The sequence below is a fragment of the Achromobacter pulmonis genome (assembly GCF_002885955.2).
In the GTDB taxonomy this organism is placed as follows: domain Bacteria; phylum Pseudomonadota; class Gammaproteobacteria; order Burkholderiales; family Burkholderiaceae_B; genus Achromobacter; species Achromobacter pulmonis_A.
Window position 1 is genome coordinate 542,558 of record NZ_POQS01000003.1, and the last position, 17,331, is coordinate 559,888.

A 17,331-nucleotide genomic window follows, 5' to 3' on the forward strand; every position below is an offset into this window, starting at 1 on the left:
CGAGGAGATTCCATGTTTACCCACGAGCACATCGCGTTGCAGGACGGCGTACGCCAGTTGATCGACAAAGAGATCAATCCCTATCTGGACCAGTGGGAAGAAGCGGAGATTTTTCCTGCCCATGAAGTGTTCAAGAAGCTGGGCAAGGCGGGATACCTGGGCGTGAACAAGCCCGTCGAATTCGGCGGGATGGGGCTGGACTACTCCTATGAGATCGCGTTCTGCGAGGCGATAGGCTCGGTGCGCGCCGGCGGCGTCGGCATGGCGATCGCCGTGCAGACCGACATGGCCACGCCCGCGCTTGCGCGCTTCGGCAACGACGCGGTGCGCGAGCAGTTCCTGCAGCCGTCCATCGCGGGAGATTACGTGGCCTGCCTGGGCGTGTCCGAAACCGGGGCGGGCTCGGACGTCGCGTCGCTGAAGACCACCGCGCGCAAGGACGGCGACGACTACGTCATCAGCGGCTCCAAGATGTGGATAACCAACGCCACGCAGGCGGACTGGATGTGCCTGCTCGCCAATACCAGCGACGACAAGCCGCACCGGAACAAATCGCTGATCTGCCTGCCGCTCAAGCAGGACAACGGCAAGCCCGTGCCCGGCGTCACCATGAACAAGATCAAGAAGGTGGGCATGTGGTCCTCGGACACCGCGCAGGTGTTCTTCGATGAAGTGCGCGTGCCGCAGCGCTACCGCATCGGCGAAGAGGGCATGGGCTTCACCTACCAGATGCGCCAGTTCCAGGAAGAGCGCCTGAGCGGCGCGACGCGGCGCGTGACCGCCCTGACCGACGTGATCAACGACACGATCGACTACACGCGCCAGCGCCAGGTCTTCGGCAAGCCGCTGCTGGACAACCAGGCCGTGCATTTCCGGCTGGCGGAGCTGAAGACCGAGGTCGAAATGCTGCGCGCCATGGTTTACCGCGCGGCGCGCGTGCACATGGAAGGCGGCGACATGACGGAGCTGGCGTCGATGGCCAAGCTCAAGGCGGGCCGCCTGTGCCGCGAGGTCACGGACTCCTGCCTGCAGTACTGGGGCGGCATGGGCTTCACCTGGGAGAACGCGGTCTCGCGCGCCTGGCGCGACCTGCGCCTGATCTCCATCGGCGGCGGCGCCGACGAGATCATGCTCACCATCATTTGCAAGCACATGGGCATCCTGCCCGCGCGCGCGGCCTGAGGCCGCAGGGGTGGACAGATGAGATTCGATACCTTGCTCGTCGCCAACCGGGGCGAAATCGCGCTGCGGGTGATCCGGGCGGCGCGCGCCCAGGGCCTGCGCACGGTCGCGGTGTACTCGGACGCGGACGCGGAATCGCGCCACGTGCGCGAGGCCGACATGGCGGTGCACATCGGCGCGGCGCCGGCCCACGCCAGCTATCGCAACGTGGAGGCCCTGCTGCGCGCCTGCGCGCTGAGCGGCGCGCAGGCGGTGCATCCCGGCTATGGTTTTCTGTCCGAGAACGCGGCGTTCGCCCGCGCCGTGACGCAAGCCGGCCTGACCTTCGTGGGGCCGTCCGCCGAGGTCATCGACCTGATGGGCAACAAGGCGCGCGCCAAGGAGGCGCTGAGGCATGCCGACGTGCCGACCGTGCCCGGCGCGCAAGGCCTGAGCGACGACAGGGAGCTGGCGGCGCGCGCCCGCGCCATAGGCTATCCGGTGCTGCTGAAGGCGGCCGCCGGCGGCGGCGGACGCGGCATGCGGCTGGCCCGGGACGAAGCAGAACTGGCGCAGGCGCTGCCGCTGGCCCGCTCCGAAGCGCTGGGGGCGTTCGGCTCGGACGAGCTGATCCTGGAGAAGGCCATTCTCGGGGCGCGCCACGTCGAGATCCAGGTGCTGTGCGACGAACACGGCAATGCCCTGCATCTGGGCGAACGGGATTGCTCGCTGCAGCGGCGCTACCAGAAGCTGGTGGAGGAAAGCCCGTCGCCGGCCGTGTCGCCGGCGCTGCGCGAGCGCATGGGCGCGGTGGCGGTGCGCGCATGCCAGGCGATCGGCTATGTGGGCGCGGGCACGCTGGAATTCCTGGTGGACGCGGCGGGCGACTTCCACTTCATGGAGATGAACACCCGGCTGCAGGTCGAGCATGGCGTGACCGAACTGGTCACCGGCATAGACCTGGTGCAATGGCAGCTCAGGGTGGCCCAGGGCGAGCCGCTGGGCCTGCGGCAGGAGGACGTGCGCAGCCGCGGCCACGCGATGGAGCTGCGCGTCTGCGCGGAAGACCCGGCCGCGGGCTTCGTGCCGCAGGTCGGCACGGTGCTCAGGTGGGTGGAACCTCCCGGCCTGCGCGTCGATACCGCGCTGGAGGACGGGCTGGAGATCACGCCGCACTATGACTCGATGCTGGCCAAGTACCTGGCATGGGGCGAAACGCGGGAGGAATGCATCCGCAAGCTGATGCGGGCCTGCGAGGCCGGCGGCCTGCTGGGGGTCCGGTCGAACCTGCATTTCCTGGCGCGCGCCATCGATCATCCGGAATTCCGCGACGGCGGCGTGACGACAGGTTTTCTGGCCGGCCAGGACATGACGTCCGGGCATTGGCGCGCGCAGCCTTCCGAGCATGCGCTGGCCGCCGCGGCGCTGGCGCTGGCCGGATGGCCGGCGGCGCACGCCCGTCCCTGTCTTGCGGCGCAGGGCGAGGTGGCGCTGGACGACGCCTCGGACGGGGCGTCGAGGCTGCTGCGCATTTCGCAGCAGGCCGATGGCGGCCTGTCGGTGGATGCGTGGGAGGGGCACGTCGCCGAAGGCGAATGCAGGCGGGTCCGGATCGAGGCCGCGCATCGGCGCGGCGACGATCTTGCCCTGGTCGTGGGCGGTCTGCGACGCAGCCTGCGCGTGGCCATGGAAGGGGCGAACGCCGCCTGGGTGCAGGACGGCGCAAGCGTCTGGCGCTTCCTGCGGGCCACGCGCTTCGCCGGCCGCGACGACGGGCAGGCCGGGCAGGCGCGGACGCTGCGCGCGCCGATGAGCGGAAGGGTGATCGGCGTCGAGGTCCGCGACGGCGACAGCGTGACGGCGCAGCAGACCGTGCTGGTGCTGGAGTCCATGAAGATGGAAATGTCGATCGCCGCGGGGGCGGCGGGCATCGTGGCAAGGGTGGCCGTCGCCGCGGGCGACCAGGTCAGCACCGGACAGGTATTGATGGAGGTGCAGCAATGAGCGCGAACCACAACCCGGCCGGCCAGCGCCGGCCCAAGGGCCCCGTGCACGTCGGATGCGCATCGGGATTCTGGGGCGACTCCCAGATCGCGATTCCGCAACTGCTCACCGCTGAAAAGCTGGACTACATCGTCTTCGACTATCTGGCGGAAACGACCATGTCCCTGCTGCAGCGGGCGCGCATGCGCAGTCCCGAGCTGGGTTATGCGACCGACTTCGTCAGCGTGCTGCGCCCGCACCTGAAAACACTGCTGGAGCGCGGCGTGCGGCTGGTGTCGAACGCCGGCGGCCTGAACCCTGAGGCATGCCGCGACGCCATCCTGGCCTATGCCCGGGAACAAGGCCTGGCGCCGCGCATCGCCGTCGTCACCGGCGACGACGTGACCGCGCTGCAGGCCGAATTCACCGATGCGCAGGGCCGCCACCTGCCCGACCTGGACGGCTTCGGGCCGCTGCTGTCGGCCAACGCCTATCTGGGCGCCTATCCCATCGTCCAGGCGCTGGCCCTGGACGCGGACATCGTGATCACGGGCCGCGCCGTGGACAGCGCCTGCGCGCTGGCCGTGGCGATACACGAGTTCGACTGGACCGCTTCGGACTACGACAAGCTGGCGCAGGCCAGCCTGGCGGGCCACCTGATCGAATGCGGTCCGCAGGCGACCGGCGGACTCTTCACCGACTGGGAGACGGTGCCGGACTGGGCCAATATCGGCTATCCGATAGTGGTGCTGGACCGGGACGGCGGGTTCGACCTGACCAAGCCGCCGGCGACCGGCGGCCTCGTGAGCCGGGCCACGGTCGCCGAGCAGCTGCTGTACGAGATCGGCGATCCGTCCGCGTACGAGCTGCCCGACGTGATCTGCGACCTGCGGCAGGTTTGCATCCGCGAGACGGGGCCGGACCGCGTGCGCGTCGAGGGCGCGCGCGGGCGGGCGCCGTCCACCCGGTACAAGATCACCGCGACGGGCCACGCCGGCTACCAGATCGGCATCATGATGGCGATCCGCGGGCAGCGGGCGCGCGCGAAAGCGCTGCGCACGGCCGACGAGCTGCTGCGGCGCACGCGCAGGCTGCTCGCGGCCAACGGCATGCCCGACTACATCTCGACCGTGGTGGAGCTGCTGGGGGCGGAAGCCATGTACGGCGGCAATGCGCGCGAGAACGACAGCCGCGAGGTGATCTTGCGCATCGCCGCGTCGCACGCCGAGCGCAGAGGCCTGGAATTCCTGCAGAAGGAGTCCGCGTCGGCCGGCACCTCGATGGGGCCGGGCACGCGCAGCCACTTCGGCGGCCGCGCCGATATCCAGGCCATCATCAAGACGGGATCGTTCTACATCGCCAAGCAGTGCGTGCCGATCTGGCTGGACTGCGGCGACGTGCATGCCGAGGTCGCCGTGCCGGACAACGGCGAGGACCGTCCCGTCGCCGCGCCCGGTACGCAGCCGGCGGCCGCGCCGGCGCCGGCAGGCGCGAACAGCGTGCGGGTGCCGCTGGCCCGGCTCGCCTACGCCCGCAGCGGCGACAAGGGCGACGATTCGAACATCGGCGTGATCGCGCGCCGCGAGGCTTACTGGCCCGTGCTGCTGCGCGAGCTGACCGCCGAACGGGTGCGCGAGTACTTCAGCCATCTGGTCCAGGGCGAAGTGTCGCGCTTCGAGCTTCCGGGAACGGGGGCGGTGAACTTCGTGCTGCGGCGCGCGCTGGGAGGCGGCGGTTCGTCCAGCCTGCGCTCGGACCCCTTGGGCAAGTCGTACGCCCAGATGCTGCTGGACCTGGAGATTCCTTGTCCCGGCGAAATCCTGCAATAGCGGGAGCCAGAGAGTGGGAGGAGACTACAAATGGAACAGACCCGCAGGGCATTCATCCAACTGGCCGGAGCCGGCGCGCTGCTGGCGGTTTGCGGCGGCGCGCGTGCGCAGGCGCTGGACCGGACCGTTCACGTGACCGTGGCCTACGGCGCGGGCGGCGCCACCGACACCATCATCCGCTACGTCGCGGACAGGATACGGGACCAGGTGGGCAGCCCCATCATCATCGAGAACCGGCCCGGGGCCGACGGCAATATCGCGGCCGAGTATGTATTGCGGCAGGGCGGCGACGGCTACAACCTGCTGGTGTCCGGGCCGTCCACGCACGCGGCCAACGCCAGCATCTACAAGTCCCTGGCCTACGACCCCGAGCGCGACTTCACGCCGCTGACGACGCTGGCCACCACGCCGTACTTCCTGGTGGTGAACCCGCAGCGCGTCAAGGCGCAGACCCTGCAGGCCTTCATCGCGGACGCGCGGGCTTCCAAGGGCAGCCTGAGCTTCGCCAGCGCCAACGTCGGCGGCCGCATCGCCGGCGAGCGCTTTCGCGCGATGGCCGGCCTCAATGCGGTGAACATTCCGTATCGCGCCAGCACGCAGGCCATGACCGACCTGCTGGGCGGCCAGTACGACTTCTATTTTTGCGACGCCGTGACCGCCAGCCCGCAGTTGCGCGCCGGCAAGATCCGCGCCCTGGCGGTGTCTACCGCCGAGCGCGTGCCCGCCTTTCCGGACGTGCCGACCGTGGCGGAGCTCGGCTACCCGGGCTTCGACGTGTCGTCGTGGATCGCGATCTGGGCCGCCGCCTCCACGCCGCCGGCGGTCGCGCAGCGCCTGGCGGCCTGGATCAACGGCGCGCTCGACAACCCGGAAGGCCGCCGCTTCCTGACCGACCGCGCGCTGGTCCCGCAGCCGGGATCGCCCGAGGATCTGCGCGCGATCCAGCGGCGGGACACGGTGGAGTGGGGCAAGGTGATCGTGGCCGCCGGCATGCAGCAGCGCTAGGCAACCGGTCAGGACGGGACGAAGAGTTCGCTGAGCTTGCGGGCGCCGTCGGAGGTGTCCCCCGCGCGCATGTAGAGGTGGTAGCTGGCCGAAGGCAGGGTGGGCAGGCCGAGCTCTTCACCCACCACTTTGAGGCCGGGCGTGAGCATCTCGATAGTGCGCGGCGTGATGCCCAGGCCGGCCCGCAAGGCGGCGCGCACGCCGGCCAGCGTGGGCGTCTGGAAGGCATTGCGCCAGGGGCGGTTCTCCTGTTCCAGGCGGTTGAGCGCCATGCGACGGAAGACGCAGGGCGCGTCCACCAGCACCAGAGGCAAGGGGAGGTTTTGTTGATGATGGAAATGCGTGCCCGAAATCCAGACGACGGGCGAGGTCCGAAACGTAATGCGAGGGAACTCGTCGAACTGTTCGAGTTCCAGCAGCAGGTCGATGTCGCCGCGGCGCAGCGCCGAGGCCAGCCAGCGACTGCGATTGACCTGAATCTCGATGCGCATGCCGGGGTAGGTGCGCGCGCACAGCGCCAGATAGTCGGGCAGGATCGTGTCCACGGCGTCGGCGCAGACGCCGATGCGCGTGGGCGCGGCGAAGACGCTCTGGTTCATCGCGCGGCAGGTCTCGTCGTTCAGCGCCAGCATGCGCCGCGCGTACTCGCGCAGGCGCACGCCCTGTTCGGTGAGGCGCTTGTGCCGTCCCACGCGCACCAGCAGCTTGCAGTCCAGCAGCCGTTCGAGCCGCTGCATCTGTTGCGAGACGGCGGCCTGGGTGCGGAATACCTGGTCGGCCGCGCCCGCGAAATTCTCGCGGTCGGCCACCGCCAGGAAGGTCCTGAGCAAGCCTATGTCCAGATCGCGCACCGCCATGAGATTTCCTTATGTGCCAGTGTACGCAGACGATTATCCGGGGCGCCGGGCGTCGGGCACAAGCCCAGCCTTTCCCCCAATCCAGGGAGACTGCCGTGAATGCCTTCATCGATCCGAATCCTTTGCACGAGGTCTATGAGGGCCTGCACGTGCTCGACCTGTCGCAGGGCATCGCAGGCCCTTATTGCGCGCAGATCCTGGGCCAGATGGGCGCGCAGGTGACGAAAGTGGAGCCCTTGCACGGAGACTGGGGACGCAGCATGGGCGTGCCGCGCGGCGGCTTCAGCGCCATTGCGCTGGCTTTCAACCGGGGCAAGCGCAGCCTGGCGCTGGACGCGCAAACCGATGCCGGGCGCGAGGTGCTGCACAGGCTGGCGGCGCGCGCCGACGTCGTGGTGCAGAGCTTCCGTCCCGGCGTGGCGGACCGGCTGGGCCTGGGCTATGCGACGCTGCGCGACCTCAATCCGCGCCTGGTCTATGCCTCGATCTCGGGATTCGGCCTGTCGGGACCGTATGCCGACCGCCCGGGCACCGATTCCGTCGTGCAGGCGCTGACCGGCCTGACCACGGCGAACTGCGACGGCACGGGGCTGCCGCAGCGAGTCAAGCCGTTCATCGGCGACCTGTCCTGCGGCGTCTACACCGCCAATGCGATCGGGGGCGCCTTGTTCGCGCGCGAGCGCGGACAATCCGGCCGGCACATCGACGTCAGCCTGCTGGCCACCATGGCGGCGCTGCAGAACAGCTCGCTCATCGACCACGCATTGCGCCGCGGCGAGCCGGCCACCAGCGTCACCTATCCCCAGGGGATCTTCAGCACGCAGGACGGCTATGTGCTGGTGTTCGCCATGAACAACGCCATGTTCGCGGCCATCTGCCGGGTGATCGGGCGCGACGACTGGCTGACGGACCCGCGCATGGACACGCCGCAGCGCCGCATACAGGTCGGCGACGAGATCAATGCGGGGGTGGCGCAGATCCTGCGCACGCGTTCCACCGCCTACTGGACCCAGTGCTTCCGCGACAACGACATCCTGTATGGCGAGGTCAAGGACTACGACCAGTTCCAGGAGGACGAGCAGGTGCGGCACCTGGGCCTGGTGCAGACCCTGAGCCAGCCCGGCCTGGGCGACGTGCCCTTCGTCGGCCTGCCGGGCGTGCATCCCGCGAGCGGTTCGGCCGGCGGGCGCGTGCCGGCGGTGGGCGAGGACACGCAGGCCGTGCTGCGGGAACTGGATTACTCGCCGGCCGACATCCGCGCGCTGGCGCAGCAGGGGATCATTCAACCGGCGGCGCAGGCCGCCGCAGCGCACTGAAGGAGCCGTACACATGAACCTGGCGCAATCTAACGGGGCGGCCGACGCGCCGCTGCTTACCCGGCGCGACGGCGCGGTTTTCCACCTGACCCTGAACCGGCCCGAGACGCGCAATCCGCTGGGCGGCGAAATGGTCGAGCGGCTGGAGGACGCGCTCGGCCAGGCCGAAGCCGACCCGGCCGTGAGGGTCGTGGCGATCGGCGCGGCGGGGCCGGCGTTCAGCGCCGGCGGCAACCTGGGCAACGTCGCGGACCGGATCGCCGCGCGTCCCGACGCCGACGGACAGGACCCGGTGGCGCTGGGCAACCGGCGCTATGGACGCTTCCTGGAACGCTTCGCCGGCTGCTCCAAGATCACCGTGGTGCTGGCGCAGGGGGCGGCCATGGGCGGCGGCGCGGGCCTGGTCTGCGCCGCCGATATCGCCGCCGGCTTGCGCGGGGCGCGCTTCGGCTTTCCCGAAGTCTCGATCGGCCTGGTGCCGGCGCAGATCCTGCCGTTCGTCGCGGCCCGCATCGGCGTGCAGGCGGCCCGCCGGATGATGCTGACCGGCGAGCGCATCGACGCCGATGCGGCGCGCGCCATCGGCCTGCTCGACTACGTTTTCGATGCCGGGCAGGACTGGGAGGAGGGCGTGGCCGGCATGCTGCGGCGCTGCGTGGACGCCGCGCCCCGCGCCGCCGGGCAGACCAAGCGGATGCTGCGGGGACTGTTCGGCCAGCAGCGCTGGCACGAGGAAGAACTGGGCGCCTATCTGGATTCGGCGTCGCGGTGTTTCGCCAGCCAGCTGCGCAGCGAGGCGATCGAGGGAATCGCGGCGGCCAAGGCCAGGCGGCGGCCGGATTGGGACGCGGCGCCGTCGGTTTCCTGACGCTTTCGACGGTATTGCTTTGTTACCATCTCCGCGGCCTGGAGTATGCTACTGACCGCAATCATTCCAGAGCGAGGAGAACAATCAATGAAGCCCACCCCCCGCAGCGCGATGCGCCGCGCCCTGCTGCAAGGCGCCGTGGCGCTGGCCGCGACCCTGCCTTTCTGCGCGCCCGCCGGCGCCGCCGCCGACTTCCCGACCAAGCCGCTGCGCTTCGTCGTGCCCTATCCGCCCGGAGGTCCGCTGGACACCATGGCCCGCATGCTGGCCGAGAAGGTGCGCGGCTCGCTGGGCCAGCCCGTCATCGTCGAGAACCGCTCGGGCGCGGGCGGCAATATCGGCGCCGACCTGGTGGCCAAGGCGCCGGCCGACGGCTACACGCTGGTAATGGGCGCGGTCGCGACCCACGCGATCAACCCCTGGCTGTTCGCCAACCTGCCGTACGACCCGGTGAAGGACTTCGCGCCTGTCACCATCGTGGCCTCGGTGCCCAACGTGCTGGTGATGAACCTGGAGTTCGCCCAGAAGAACAAGATCGAAAAACTGTCCGACCTGATCGCCTACGCCAAGCAGAATCCCGGCAAGCTGAACTACGGCTCGGGCGGCAACGGCAGCGCCGGCCACCTGTCGGGCGAGCTGCTGAAGGCGCGCGCCGGCATCAAGGTCGAGCACATTCCCTACCAGGGCGCGGCCCCGGCCCAGCTGGCGCTGCTGTCGGGCCAGTCGGACTTCATGTTCGACAACCTGGCGGCCTCGGCGCCGCTGATCAAGGACGGCAAGGTCAAGGCGCTGGCCGTCACCACGGCCCAGCGTTCCTCGCTGCTGGCCGACGTGCCGACGGTGGAGGAATCGGGCGTCAAGGGCTTCGACCTGGGCACCTGGTTCGGCGTGTTCACCACGGGCGGCACGCCCGCCCCGGTGGTCGCCAAGCTGAACCAGGCCTACGCCGAAGCGATGCAGCAGCCCGACGTCAAGCAGCGCCTGCTGACGATGGGCTCTGAAGCCGGCCCGATGACGCCCGAGGCGTTCGCCGCCTTCGTCAAGAGCGAGAAGGCGAAGTACCAGGAGATCGTGAAGATCTCGGGCGCCAGCCTGAACTGAGCGCGCCGCACCGCCACTACACCCCCAGATACCGCTGCGCCAGCTCCGGCTGCGCGGCGAGTTCCGCGGGGCTGCCCTGCCAGACCACGCGGCCTTTTTCCAGCACGTGGTGGCGGTCGACCAGCGTGGCCATTTCCTTCAGGTTCTTGTCGATCACCAGGATGGTCTGGCCTTCCTCTTTCAGGCGGCGCAGGCAGTTCCAGATTTCCTGGCGGATCAGCGGCGCCAGCCCCTCGGTGGCTTCGTCCAGCACCAGCAGGCGCGGGTTGATGAGCAGCGCGCGGCCCACGGCCAGCATCTGCTGTTCGCCGCCGGACAGCGTGCGAGCCGACTGCGCGCGGCGCTCCTTCAGGCGCGGGAACAGCTCGAATACGCGCTCCACGTGCCAGCCCGCGCGGGTATTGCGGGCGGTGGCGAGCAGGTTTTCCTCCACCGACAACGAACCGAAAACGCGGCGGCCTTCGGGCACCAGGCCGATGCCCAGCTGCGCGATGCGGTGCGGGGGCAGGCCGGCGATGGGCTTGCCGTCGAGCAGGATGGCGCCGTCCTGGGCCGGCAGCATGCCCATGAGGGTCTTGACCGTGGTGGTCTTGCCCATGCCGTTGCGGCCGATCAGGGACACGACCTGGCGCGGCGCGATCTCGAGGTCCACGCCGAACAGCACTTTGCTTGCGCCGTAGCCGGCCTGCAATGCCTGGATTTGCAGCATCATTCCTCCTCGCCCAGATAGGCGGCGCGCACGTCGGGGTGGCGGCGCACCTCGTCCGGCGTGCCGGTGAAGATCGTCTTGCCGTAGACCAGCACGGTGATGCGGTCGGCCAGCGCGAAGACCGCGTCCATGTCGTGCTCCACCAGCAGGATGGCGTAGCGGCCCTTGAGTTCCCGCAGCAGCGCGGTCATGCGCTGCGATTCCTCCGCGCCCATGCCGGCCATGGGCTCGTCCAGGAGCAGCACCGACGCGTTCAGTGACAGCGCCATCGCCAGCTCCAGCTGGCGTTTCTCGCCGTGGGCCAGCGCCGAGACGCGCACGTCGCCGCGTCCGCCCAGGCCGACGCGTTCCAGCGCCTGGCGCGCGGGCTCGCGCAGCGGCGGCAGGCGGCGCGCGTTCTTCCAAAGATTGAAGCCGCCCGGGCTGTGCGCCTGCACCGCCATGGCGACGTTGTCCTCGGCGCTGAAGTCGGGATAGAGCTGGCTGATCTGGAAGGAACGGGCCAGCCCGGCGGCCGGCCGCTTGTGCGCCGGCATGCGGGTGATGTCGTGGCCGTCGAGCAGGATGCTGCCGGCGTCGGGCAGGATCTCGCCGCTGATCTGCGACAGCAGCGTGGTCTTGCCCGCGCCGTTGGGGCCGATCAGCGCATGCAGTTCGCCCGGCCGCACGGCCAGGTTGACGCCCTGCGTGGCGTGCACGGCGCCGAAGCGCTTCTGCAGGTCGCGGATCTCGAGTTTGGGTTGCTCAGCCATGATGCTTGCCTCCCGCCAGCCAGCCGTACACGCCGCGCTTGCCGAACAGCACCACCAGCACCAGCACCGGGCCCAGGATCAGCATCCAGTGCTCGGTCCAGGCCGTGGCGACCTGCTCCAGCCCCAGGTATACGGCCACGCCCAGCACCGGCCCGAAGATCGAGCCCATGCCGCCCAGGATGACCATGGCCATCAGTTCGCCGGATTTCTGCCAGGCGGCCATGTCCGGGCTGACGAAGAGCGCGTAGTTGGCCCACAGCGCGCCGGCCAGGCCGGTGCCGGCGGCCGACAGCACGAAGGCGGTGAGGCGGTAGCGCAGCGGCGCCAGGCCCAGGCCGACGCTGCGCCGCGGGTTCTGCCTGATGCTCTGCAGCGCCATGCCGAAAGGCGAATCGACGATGCGCCGGCAGGCCAGCACCCAGGCCGTCAGGAGCGCCAGGCAGACGTAGTAGAAGGTGGCGGGATGGTTCATGTCCAGCCCGGGCAGGGTGTTGCGCGCGTCGATCGACAGGCCGTCGTCGCCGCCGTAGACCATCAGGCCCACGAGGATGAAATACAGCATCTGCCCGAACGCCAGCGTGATCATGATGAACTGCACGCCCGAGGTGCGCAGCGACAGGAATCCCACCACCAGCCCGGCCAGCGCCGCGGCCGCGACGGCCAGCGGCCACATCACCAGCGCGGCTTCGCTGCCGCTCCAGCCGAAGAGCGTATCGCCCTGGCTCATGTGAAAGCCGACGATGCCGATCACGTAGCCGCCCAGGCCGAAGAAGGCGGCGTGGCCGAAGCTGACCATGGCGCCGTAGCCCAGGATCAGGTCCAGGCTGACCGCGGCGATGGCGTAGATGAGAAAGCGGGTCATCAGGTTGACCAGGAAGGTCTCGCCCGTGGCCGACGCGATGGCCGGCACCAGGGCGAACAGCAGGAACCCGATCGTGTTGACGATCATTTTTCGAGTCATGGGTATCGTTCCTAACGCTGGGCGGGCACCAGCCCGCGCGGCTTGAACAGCAGCACGATGGCCATCAGGATGTAGATGCTGGCCGACACCAGGCTGGAGCTGGCGGAATCGGACAGCTCGGGCGGCAGCAGCCGCGACATCCAGAACGGGATGTAGGCGCGTCCCAGCGCGTCGGTCATGCCGATCATGAGCGAGCCCGCCAGCGCGCCGCGCACCGAGCCCACGCCGCCCACCACGATGACCACGAAGGTCGTGATCAGGATGCGTTCGCCCATGCCGATCTCCACCGCCAGCAGGGGCGCGGCCATGACGCCGGCGAAGCCGCACAGCAGGGCGCCCAGCGTGAAGATCAGCGTGAACAGGCGCTGGATGTTCACGCCCAGCGCGTCGACCATCTCGCCGTCGTCGGCGCCGGCGCGCACCAGCATGCCGACGCGGGTGCGCGAGATCAGCAGCCACAGCCCGATCGCCACCAGCACGCCGGCGCCGATGAAGGCCAGCCGCATCACCGGATAGTTCAGGCCCGGCAGCAGCGCCACCGACCCCGACAGGAACGGCGGGATGTCCATGAAGGGCGGGCTGCGGCCGAACAGCACCGTGACCAGCTCGTTGGTGAACAGCGTCAGGCCCAGCGTGGCCAGCACCTGGTCCAGGTGGTCGCGGCGGTACAGGTGGCGGATCACCAGCAGCTCGACCACCAGGCCGTACAGGGCCGCGCCGGCGAGCGCGGCCAGCAGCGCCGCGGCGAACGAGCCGGTGGCGGCCGCGGCGCTGGCCGCGCAGAACGCGCCCACCATGTAGAACGAGCCGTGCGTGAGGTTGATGACGTTCATGATGCCGAACACCAGCGTCAAGCCCGCCGACAACAGGAACAGCAAGGCGCTGTATTGCAGGCCGTTCAAGACCTGCTCCAGGAACATCAGCATGGAAACTCCTTGTGGAGCGGGGCGGGGGCCGGCCGCGGCCGGCCCCCGTCCTGGCCTACATCTTGCATTGCGCCGCGTGCACGTCGGTGTGGTCGCGGGCGATGACCTTGAGGTTCTTGTAGGTCAGCTTGCCGTCCGGCCCGGCTTCGATGTGCAGCAGATACCAGTCCTGGACCGGATGCTGGTTGGGCCCGAACTTGAACTTGCCGCGCACGCTGGGGAAGTCGGCGCGGCGCAGCGCGGCGCGGAAGTCGTCGGCGCGGCCGGCGACGTCGCCGTCCACGGCCTTCAGCGCCGAGCCGATCAGGTTGGCGGTGTCGTAGGCCTGCGCGGCGTAGGCCGTGGGTGCGCGGTTGTAGGCCTTGGTGAAGGCTTCGACGAAGTGCTTGTTCTGCGGATTGTCCAGGTCGGCGCTCCACAGCGAGCTGAGGTAGAAGCCCGCGCCGGCGTTGCCGGTGGCGGCCAGCATGCGGTCGTCCATGGAGTAGATCGGCGTGATCATTTTGATCTGGCCGGCCAGTCCGGAATTGGCGAACTGCTTGGTCAGGTTGATGCCCGCGCCGCCCGGATGGAACTGGAAGATGGCGTCGGGCTTGAGCGAGCGGATGCGCGCCAGCTCCACCGAGAAGTCGGCCTGTTCCAGCTTGGTGTAGATCTCGTCGGCGATCTCGCCCTTGTAGGTGCGCTTGAAGCCGGCTACCGCGTCGCGTCCGGCCTGGTAGTTGGGCGCCATGATGACCACCCGCTTGGCGCCCAGCTCATTGGCCGCGATGCCCGCGGTGTCGGCGTAGGAGTCGTTCTGGAAGGCCACCGAGAAGTAGTTCGGGTTGCAGGCCTTGCCGGCGTAGTTCGACGGGCCGGCGTTGAGGCTGACGTAGAAGGCGCCGGCGTTCAGCACGGTGGGGCCGACCGCCGCCATCACGTTCGAGAAATTGATGCCGGTGAACAGGCGCACGCCGCTTTGCACCATCTTGTCGGCGATCTGCTTGGCGTTGGCGGGCTTGAGCGCATCGTCCTCCACGCGCAGGTTGACCGGCACGCCGCCCAGCTTGCCGCCGCCTTCCTTGATGGCCAGCATGAAGGCGTCGCGCTCGTCCTCGCCGATGTAGCCGGCCGGCGTGGACAGCGTGCCAATGAAGCCGATCTCCACCGGCTTGGTCTGCGCGGAGGCGGCGAACGAGGACAGCGCCAGCGCGAGGACGGCGGCCGCGCCGCCTAAGGTCTTTTTCATGGTTGTCTCCTGAGTCTGTTTTTGTGTTTACTGCGCCGTATTCCCCGCGAGGCAGTTTTCCACTTTCCAGCCGTACAGCCACTGCAACGCGTCGTAGAACTGGGACTGGCTGCGGCCGGTCCACAGCATGTTGCGCACGGTGCGTTCGACGCCCCGCGCGTGATAGAGCCTGCCCATCTCGCGGGTGGACCACACCACGCGCGCGCTGCGCGGGATGCGGACCGACTCGTAGAGGCGGAAGGCGGCTTGCAGGTCGTGGCCACATCGGCGCACGGCCTCGCCCAGCGTCACCGCGTCCTCCAGCGCCATGCAGGCGCCCTGGGCCATGTACTGGGTCATGGGGTGGGCGGCGTCGCCCAGCAGCGTGGCGCGTCCCTGGCCCCAGCGTTCCACGGGCTCGCGGTCGGCGGTGGCCCAGCGTTTCCAGGAGGTGGGGCGGTCCAGCATCTGGCGCGGGCGCGGATGGATGCCCTCGAAGTAGGACAGCACCTCTTCCTTGCTGCCCTCGCGCACGCCCCATTGCTCCTGTTCGCGGCTGTGGAAGGTGACCACCAGGTTGTATTGCAGCCCGCCGCGCAAGGGGTAGTGCACCAGGTGGCAGTGCGGGCCGGCCCACAGCACCGGCGCGTTGATGCGCAGCTCTTCGGGCATGTTCTCGCGCTCGACCACGGCGCGGTAGACGACGTGGCCGGTCACGCGGGCCGGGTCGCCCACCATGTGTTCGCGGATCACGGACTTCACGCCGTCGGCGCCCACCAGCGCGTCGGCGCGGTAGCGGTTGCCTTCGGTGTCCGTCACTTCCACGCCCTTGCCGTCCTGCGACATCGCGGCGATCTGGGTGGAGGTGCGAAAGCGGATGAGCGGATTCTGCTGCACCGCCTCCAGTATCGACAGATGGATGTCGGCGCGGTGGATGACGGCGTAGGGGCCGCCGAAGCGCTCGCGGAACGCCTCGCCGGTGTCGATGCGCACCACTTCGTGGGCATCGACCGCGTCCATCATGATGATGTGGTCGGTGAACACGGCGCGTCCGCGCGCCGCCGCGCCCACGCCCAGCGCGTCCAGCGCCGCGAAGGCATTGGGGCCGAGCTGGATGCCGGCGCCGATCTCGCCGATATGGGCGGCCTGCTCCAGCAGCTGCACCGCGACGCCCTGGCGGGTCAGCGCCAGCGCGGCGGCCAGGCCGCCGATGCCGCCGCCGACGACGATGACGGATTGTCCGGTGGCTTGAGGGTTATTGCTTGCGTTCATGTTCGGCTTGCGCTCCGTTCAGTCCTGGCCGCCCAGGAAGGCGCCTTGCTGCCGCAGCTGGGCCTGCAGGGCGGAAATGGATATATCGGCCGGCGCGACGCCGGCGCGCAGCGCCATCGCCGCGGCGGTGCCCGCCGCTTCGCCCATCACGAAACAGCTGCCGCTCACGCGCGCGGCGGATTGGCCTTCGTGCGTCATGGACGCGCAGCGCCCGGCCACCAGCACGTTGTCCGCCACGTCCGGGCCGGGGCGCGGCACCAGCATGCGAAACGGCAGCTGGTTGTAGCCGCGCGATTGCGGAATGGGCGGCCACAGCCACTGCACGTCGCCGGCGGTATGCATTTCCAGCGGCCAGCCGTTGACGCCGATGCTGTCCTCGAAGTCGGCGCAGCCCAGCACGTCGTCCTTGCTCAGCACCGCGGCGCCCACGAGCCGGCGCGTTTCGCGGATGCCGAGCTGGGGCGCGATGTCCAGCACATAGGCCTGCTCGAAGCCGGGCACTTTGGCGCGCAGGAACGCGAGGTACTGCACGATCTGGCGACGGCCTTCCAGCTCGCCGGCCGACAGCGAGTCGGCGTCGGTGCCGTCGGCCGCGCTGCCGTCGGCGTTGGCCAGCTGGGTGACGTTGACGCGCCATTCGTAGTCGTGCTTTTGCGGCCGCACGATGGCGCCGCGGCGCGGAAACGTGAACTCGCCGCTGGCGGCGGCCTGGTCCATCAGCTGCGGAATGGTTTTCCACGCCTCCTGGGCGCGCGCGCCGTCCACGTTGCCGACCTTGAACATCAGCGTGGGATAAAGCATGCGGCCGCGCTCATCGCCCTTTTCGAGAGGCAGGCCGGCCCAGCGCGCGATCTCGGCGTCGCCGGAGCAATCGATGAAGATGCGGGCCCGTACCGCGCAGCGCCCCGACTTGGTTTCCAGGAACAGCGCATTGGCCCGCCCGTCCTCGCCGCGCGACAGCCCCGTGGCCAGGGCATGGAACAGCACCTGCGCGCCGCTGGCCTGGACCATGTCGTCGGCGGCGCATTTGAAGGCCGAGATGTCGTAGGCCTGGGCGTGGATCTTGCCGAGGATGAGATGCGGGTGGTTCAGGCCGTCCATGGCGCGCATGCGGTCGAGCAGCTCGTCGGTCATGCCGTGCACGACCTGGCGGATGTCGCCGCGGACATTGGCGTGCAGCCCGCAGAAATTCGACACGCCGGCGGCCGTACCCATGCCGCCGAGAAATCCGTAGCGCTCCGCCAGCAGCACGCGGGCGCCGTTGCGCGCCGCGCTGGCGGCGGCCAGCAGGCCGGCCGGTCCGCCGCCCAGCACGACGACGTCGAATTCGCCGTACAGCGGGGTCTGGCGGGCGGGTTCGGTGATGACCATCTGGTTCTCC

Annotated in this window: 15 protein-coding genes; 7 read left to right on the top strand and 8 right to left on the bottom strand. The window is 69.4% G+C overall.

Features of this window, described 5'->3' with window-relative positions; all coding sequences use genetic code 11:
* Positions 1–12: 12 nt before the first annotated feature.
* Genes C1I89_RS13810 through C1I89_RS13825 form a run of 4 tightly spaced genes read left to right on the top strand, consistent with a single transcriptional unit; the run spans position 13 to position 5,978 of the window.
* The gene (locus C1I89_RS13810; RefSeq protein ID WP_102773335.1) at positions 13–1,182 is read left to right on the top strand and encodes an acyl-CoA dehydrogenase family protein; all 1,170 of its coding nucleotides are present in this window, start codon (positions 13–15) and stop codon (positions 1,180–1,182) included.
* An 18-nt stretch (positions 1,183–1,200) separates the two neighbouring features.
* Positions 1,201–3,165 carry an acetyl/propionyl/methylcrotonyl-CoA carboxylase subunit alpha gene (locus C1I89_RS13815; RefSeq protein WP_102773336.1) on the top strand — a complete coding sequence of 655 codons (1,965 nt, stop codon included), beginning with the start codon at positions 1,201–1,203 and terminating at the stop codon, positions 3,163–3,165.
* Positions 3,162–4,973, top strand: coding sequence for an acyclic terpene utilization AtuA family protein (locus C1I89_RS13820; RefSeq protein ID WP_102773337.1), 1,812 nt, complete (start codon positions 3,162–3,164; stop codon positions 4,971–4,973). The genes C1I89_RS13815 and C1I89_RS13820 overlap by 4 nt, the downstream gene beginning before the upstream one ends.
* A gap of 30 nt (positions 4,974–5,003) precedes the next feature.
* Positions 5,004–5,978, top strand: a complete 975-nt coding sequence (locus C1I89_RS13825; protein ID WP_102773338.1) for a Bug family tripartite tricarboxylate transporter substrate binding protein — start codon at positions 5,004–5,006, stop codon at positions 5,976–5,978.
* A gap of 8 nt (positions 5,979–5,986) precedes the next feature.
* Here the strand turns inward: C1I89_RS13825 and C1I89_RS13830 are convergent, their stop codons facing one another.
* A complete protein-coding gene (locus C1I89_RS13830) occupies positions 5,987–6,835 on the bottom strand; it encodes a LysR family transcriptional regulator (protein ID WP_181390947.1) in 849 nt (282 codons plus the stop codon).
* 95 nt (positions 6,836–6,930) lie between these two features.
* On the opposite strand from C1I89_RS13830, the gene C1I89_RS13835 reads away from it, so the two are divergent.
* From C1I89_RS13835 to C1I89_RS13845, 3 genes are all read left to right on the top strand, one after another.
* Entirely contained in the window at positions 6,931–8,151 is a 1,221-nt protein-coding gene (locus C1I89_RS13835) for a CaiB/BaiF CoA transferase family protein (RefSeq protein ID WP_102773339.1), read from the top strand.
* 13 nt (positions 8,152–8,164) lie between these two features.
* Positions 8,165–9,019, top strand: a complete 855-nt coding sequence (locus C1I89_RS13840) for an enoyl-CoA hydratase/isomerase family protein (RefSeq protein ID WP_102773340.1) — start codon at positions 8,165–8,167, stop codon at positions 9,017–9,019.
* Between the two features lie 87 nt (positions 9,020–9,106).
* Entirely contained in the window at positions 9,107–10,120 is a 1,014-nt protein-coding gene (locus C1I89_RS13845; protein ID WP_102773341.1) for a Bug family tripartite tricarboxylate transporter substrate binding protein, read from the top strand.
* 16 nt (positions 10,121–10,136) lie between these two features.
* Here the strand turns inward: C1I89_RS13845 and C1I89_RS13850 are convergent, their stop codons facing one another.
* From C1I89_RS13850 to C1I89_RS13880, 7 genes are read right to left on the bottom strand one after another with little or no spacing between them, the layout of a single operon-like run.
* Positions 10,137–10,829, bottom strand: a complete 693-nt coding sequence (locus C1I89_RS13850) for an ABC transporter ATP-binding protein (RefSeq protein WP_102773342.1) — start codon at positions 10,827–10,829, stop codon at positions 10,137–10,139.
* Complete coding sequence (locus C1I89_RS13855; protein ID WP_102773343.1) at positions 10,829–11,581, bottom strand: ABC transporter ATP-binding protein; 753 nt, start codon at positions 11,579–11,581, stop codon at positions 10,829–10,831. Before C1I89_RS13855 ends, C1I89_RS13850 begins: the two co-directional genes overlap by 1 nt.
* Entirely contained in the window at positions 11,574–12,542 is a 969-nt protein-coding gene (locus C1I89_RS13860; RefSeq protein ID WP_102773344.1) for a branched-chain amino acid ABC transporter permease, read from the bottom strand. The genes C1I89_RS13855 and C1I89_RS13860 overlap by 8 nt, the downstream gene beginning before the upstream one ends.
* A gap of 11 nt (positions 12,543–12,553) precedes the next feature.
* Entirely contained in the window at positions 12,554–13,468 is a 915-nt protein-coding gene (locus C1I89_RS13865; RefSeq protein WP_102773345.1) for a branched-chain amino acid ABC transporter permease, read from the bottom strand.
* A 55-nt stretch (positions 13,469–13,523) separates the two neighbouring features.
* Positions 13,524–14,699 (bottom strand): ABC transporter substrate-binding protein, encoded by a 1,176-nt coding sequence (locus C1I89_RS13870; RefSeq protein WP_102773346.1) that lies wholly within the window; start codon positions 14,697–14,699, stop codon positions 13,524–13,526.
* A 27-nt stretch (positions 14,700–14,726) separates the two neighbouring features.
* Complete coding sequence (locus tag C1I89_RS13875; RefSeq protein WP_102773347.1) at positions 14,727–15,950, bottom strand: 3-hydroxybenzoate 6-monooxygenase; 1,224 nt, start codon at positions 15,948–15,950, stop codon at positions 14,727–14,729.
* A gap of 18 nt (positions 15,951–15,968) precedes the next feature.
* Positions 15,969–17,321 carry an FAD-dependent oxidoreductase gene (locus C1I89_RS13880; RefSeq protein WP_102773348.1) on the bottom strand — a complete coding sequence of 451 codons (1,353 nt, stop codon included), beginning with the start codon at positions 17,319–17,321 and terminating at the stop codon, positions 15,969–15,971.
* Positions 17,322–17,331: the final 10 nt, after the last annotated feature.

What these genes read in the sequence shown, in the direction of transcription:
- C1I89_RS13815 (WP_102773336.1), top strand. Translation starts at nt 1,201, where the DNA reads ATGAGATTCGATACCTTGCTCGTCGCCAACCGGGGCGAAATCGCGCTG.
- C1I89_RS13850 (WP_102773342.1), bottom strand. Translation starts at nt 10,829, where the DNA reads ATGCTGCAAATCCAGGCATTGCAGGCCGGCTACGGCGCAAGCAAAGTG.
- C1I89_RS13825 (WP_102773338.1), top strand. Translation starts at nt 5,004, where the DNA reads ATGGAACAGACCCGCAGGGCATTCATCCAACTGGCCGGAGCCGGCGCG.
- C1I89_RS13865 (WP_102773345.1), bottom strand. Translation starts at nt 13,468, where the DNA reads ATGCTGATGTTCCTGGAGCAGGTCTTGAACGGCCTGCAATACAGCGCC.
- C1I89_RS13880 (WP_102773348.1), bottom strand. Translation starts at nt 17,321, where the DNA reads ATGGTCATCACCGAACCCGCCCGCCAGACCCCGCTGTACGGCGAATTC.
- C1I89_RS13820 (WP_102773337.1), top strand. Translation starts at nt 3,162, where the DNA reads ATGAGCGCGAACCACAACCCGGCCGGCCAGCGCCGGCCCAAGGGCCCC.
- C1I89_RS13840 (WP_102773340.1), top strand. Translation starts at nt 8,165, where the DNA reads ATGAACCTGGCGCAATCTAACGGGGCGGCCGACGCGCCGCTGCTTACC.
- C1I89_RS13855 (WP_102773343.1), bottom strand. Translation starts at nt 11,581, where the DNA reads ATGGCTGAGCAACCCAAACTCGAGATCCGCGACCTGCAGAAGCGCTTC.
- C1I89_RS13860 (WP_102773344.1), bottom strand. Translation starts at nt 12,542, where the DNA reads ATGACTCGAAAAATGATCGTCAACACGATCGGGTTCCTGCTGTTCGCC.
- C1I89_RS13810 (WP_102773335.1), top strand. Translation starts at nt 13, where the DNA reads ATGTTTACCCACGAGCACATCGCGTTGCAGGACGGCGTACGCCAGTTG.
- C1I89_RS13870 (WP_102773346.1), bottom strand. Translation starts at nt 14,699, where the DNA reads ATGAAAAAGACCTTAGGCGGCGCGGCCGCCGTCCTCGCGCTGGCGCTG.
- C1I89_RS13830 (WP_181390947.1), bottom strand. Translation starts at nt 6,835, where the DNA reads ATGGCGGTGCGCGATCTGGACATAGGCTTGCTCAGGACCTTCCTGGCG.
- C1I89_RS13875 (WP_102773347.1), bottom strand. Translation starts at nt 15,950, where the DNA reads ATGAACGCAAGCAATAACCCTCAAGCCACCGGACAATCCGTCATCGTC.
- C1I89_RS13845 (WP_102773341.1), top strand. Translation starts at nt 9,107, where the DNA reads ATGAAGCCCACCCCCCGCAGCGCGATGCGCCGCGCCCTGCTGCAAGGC.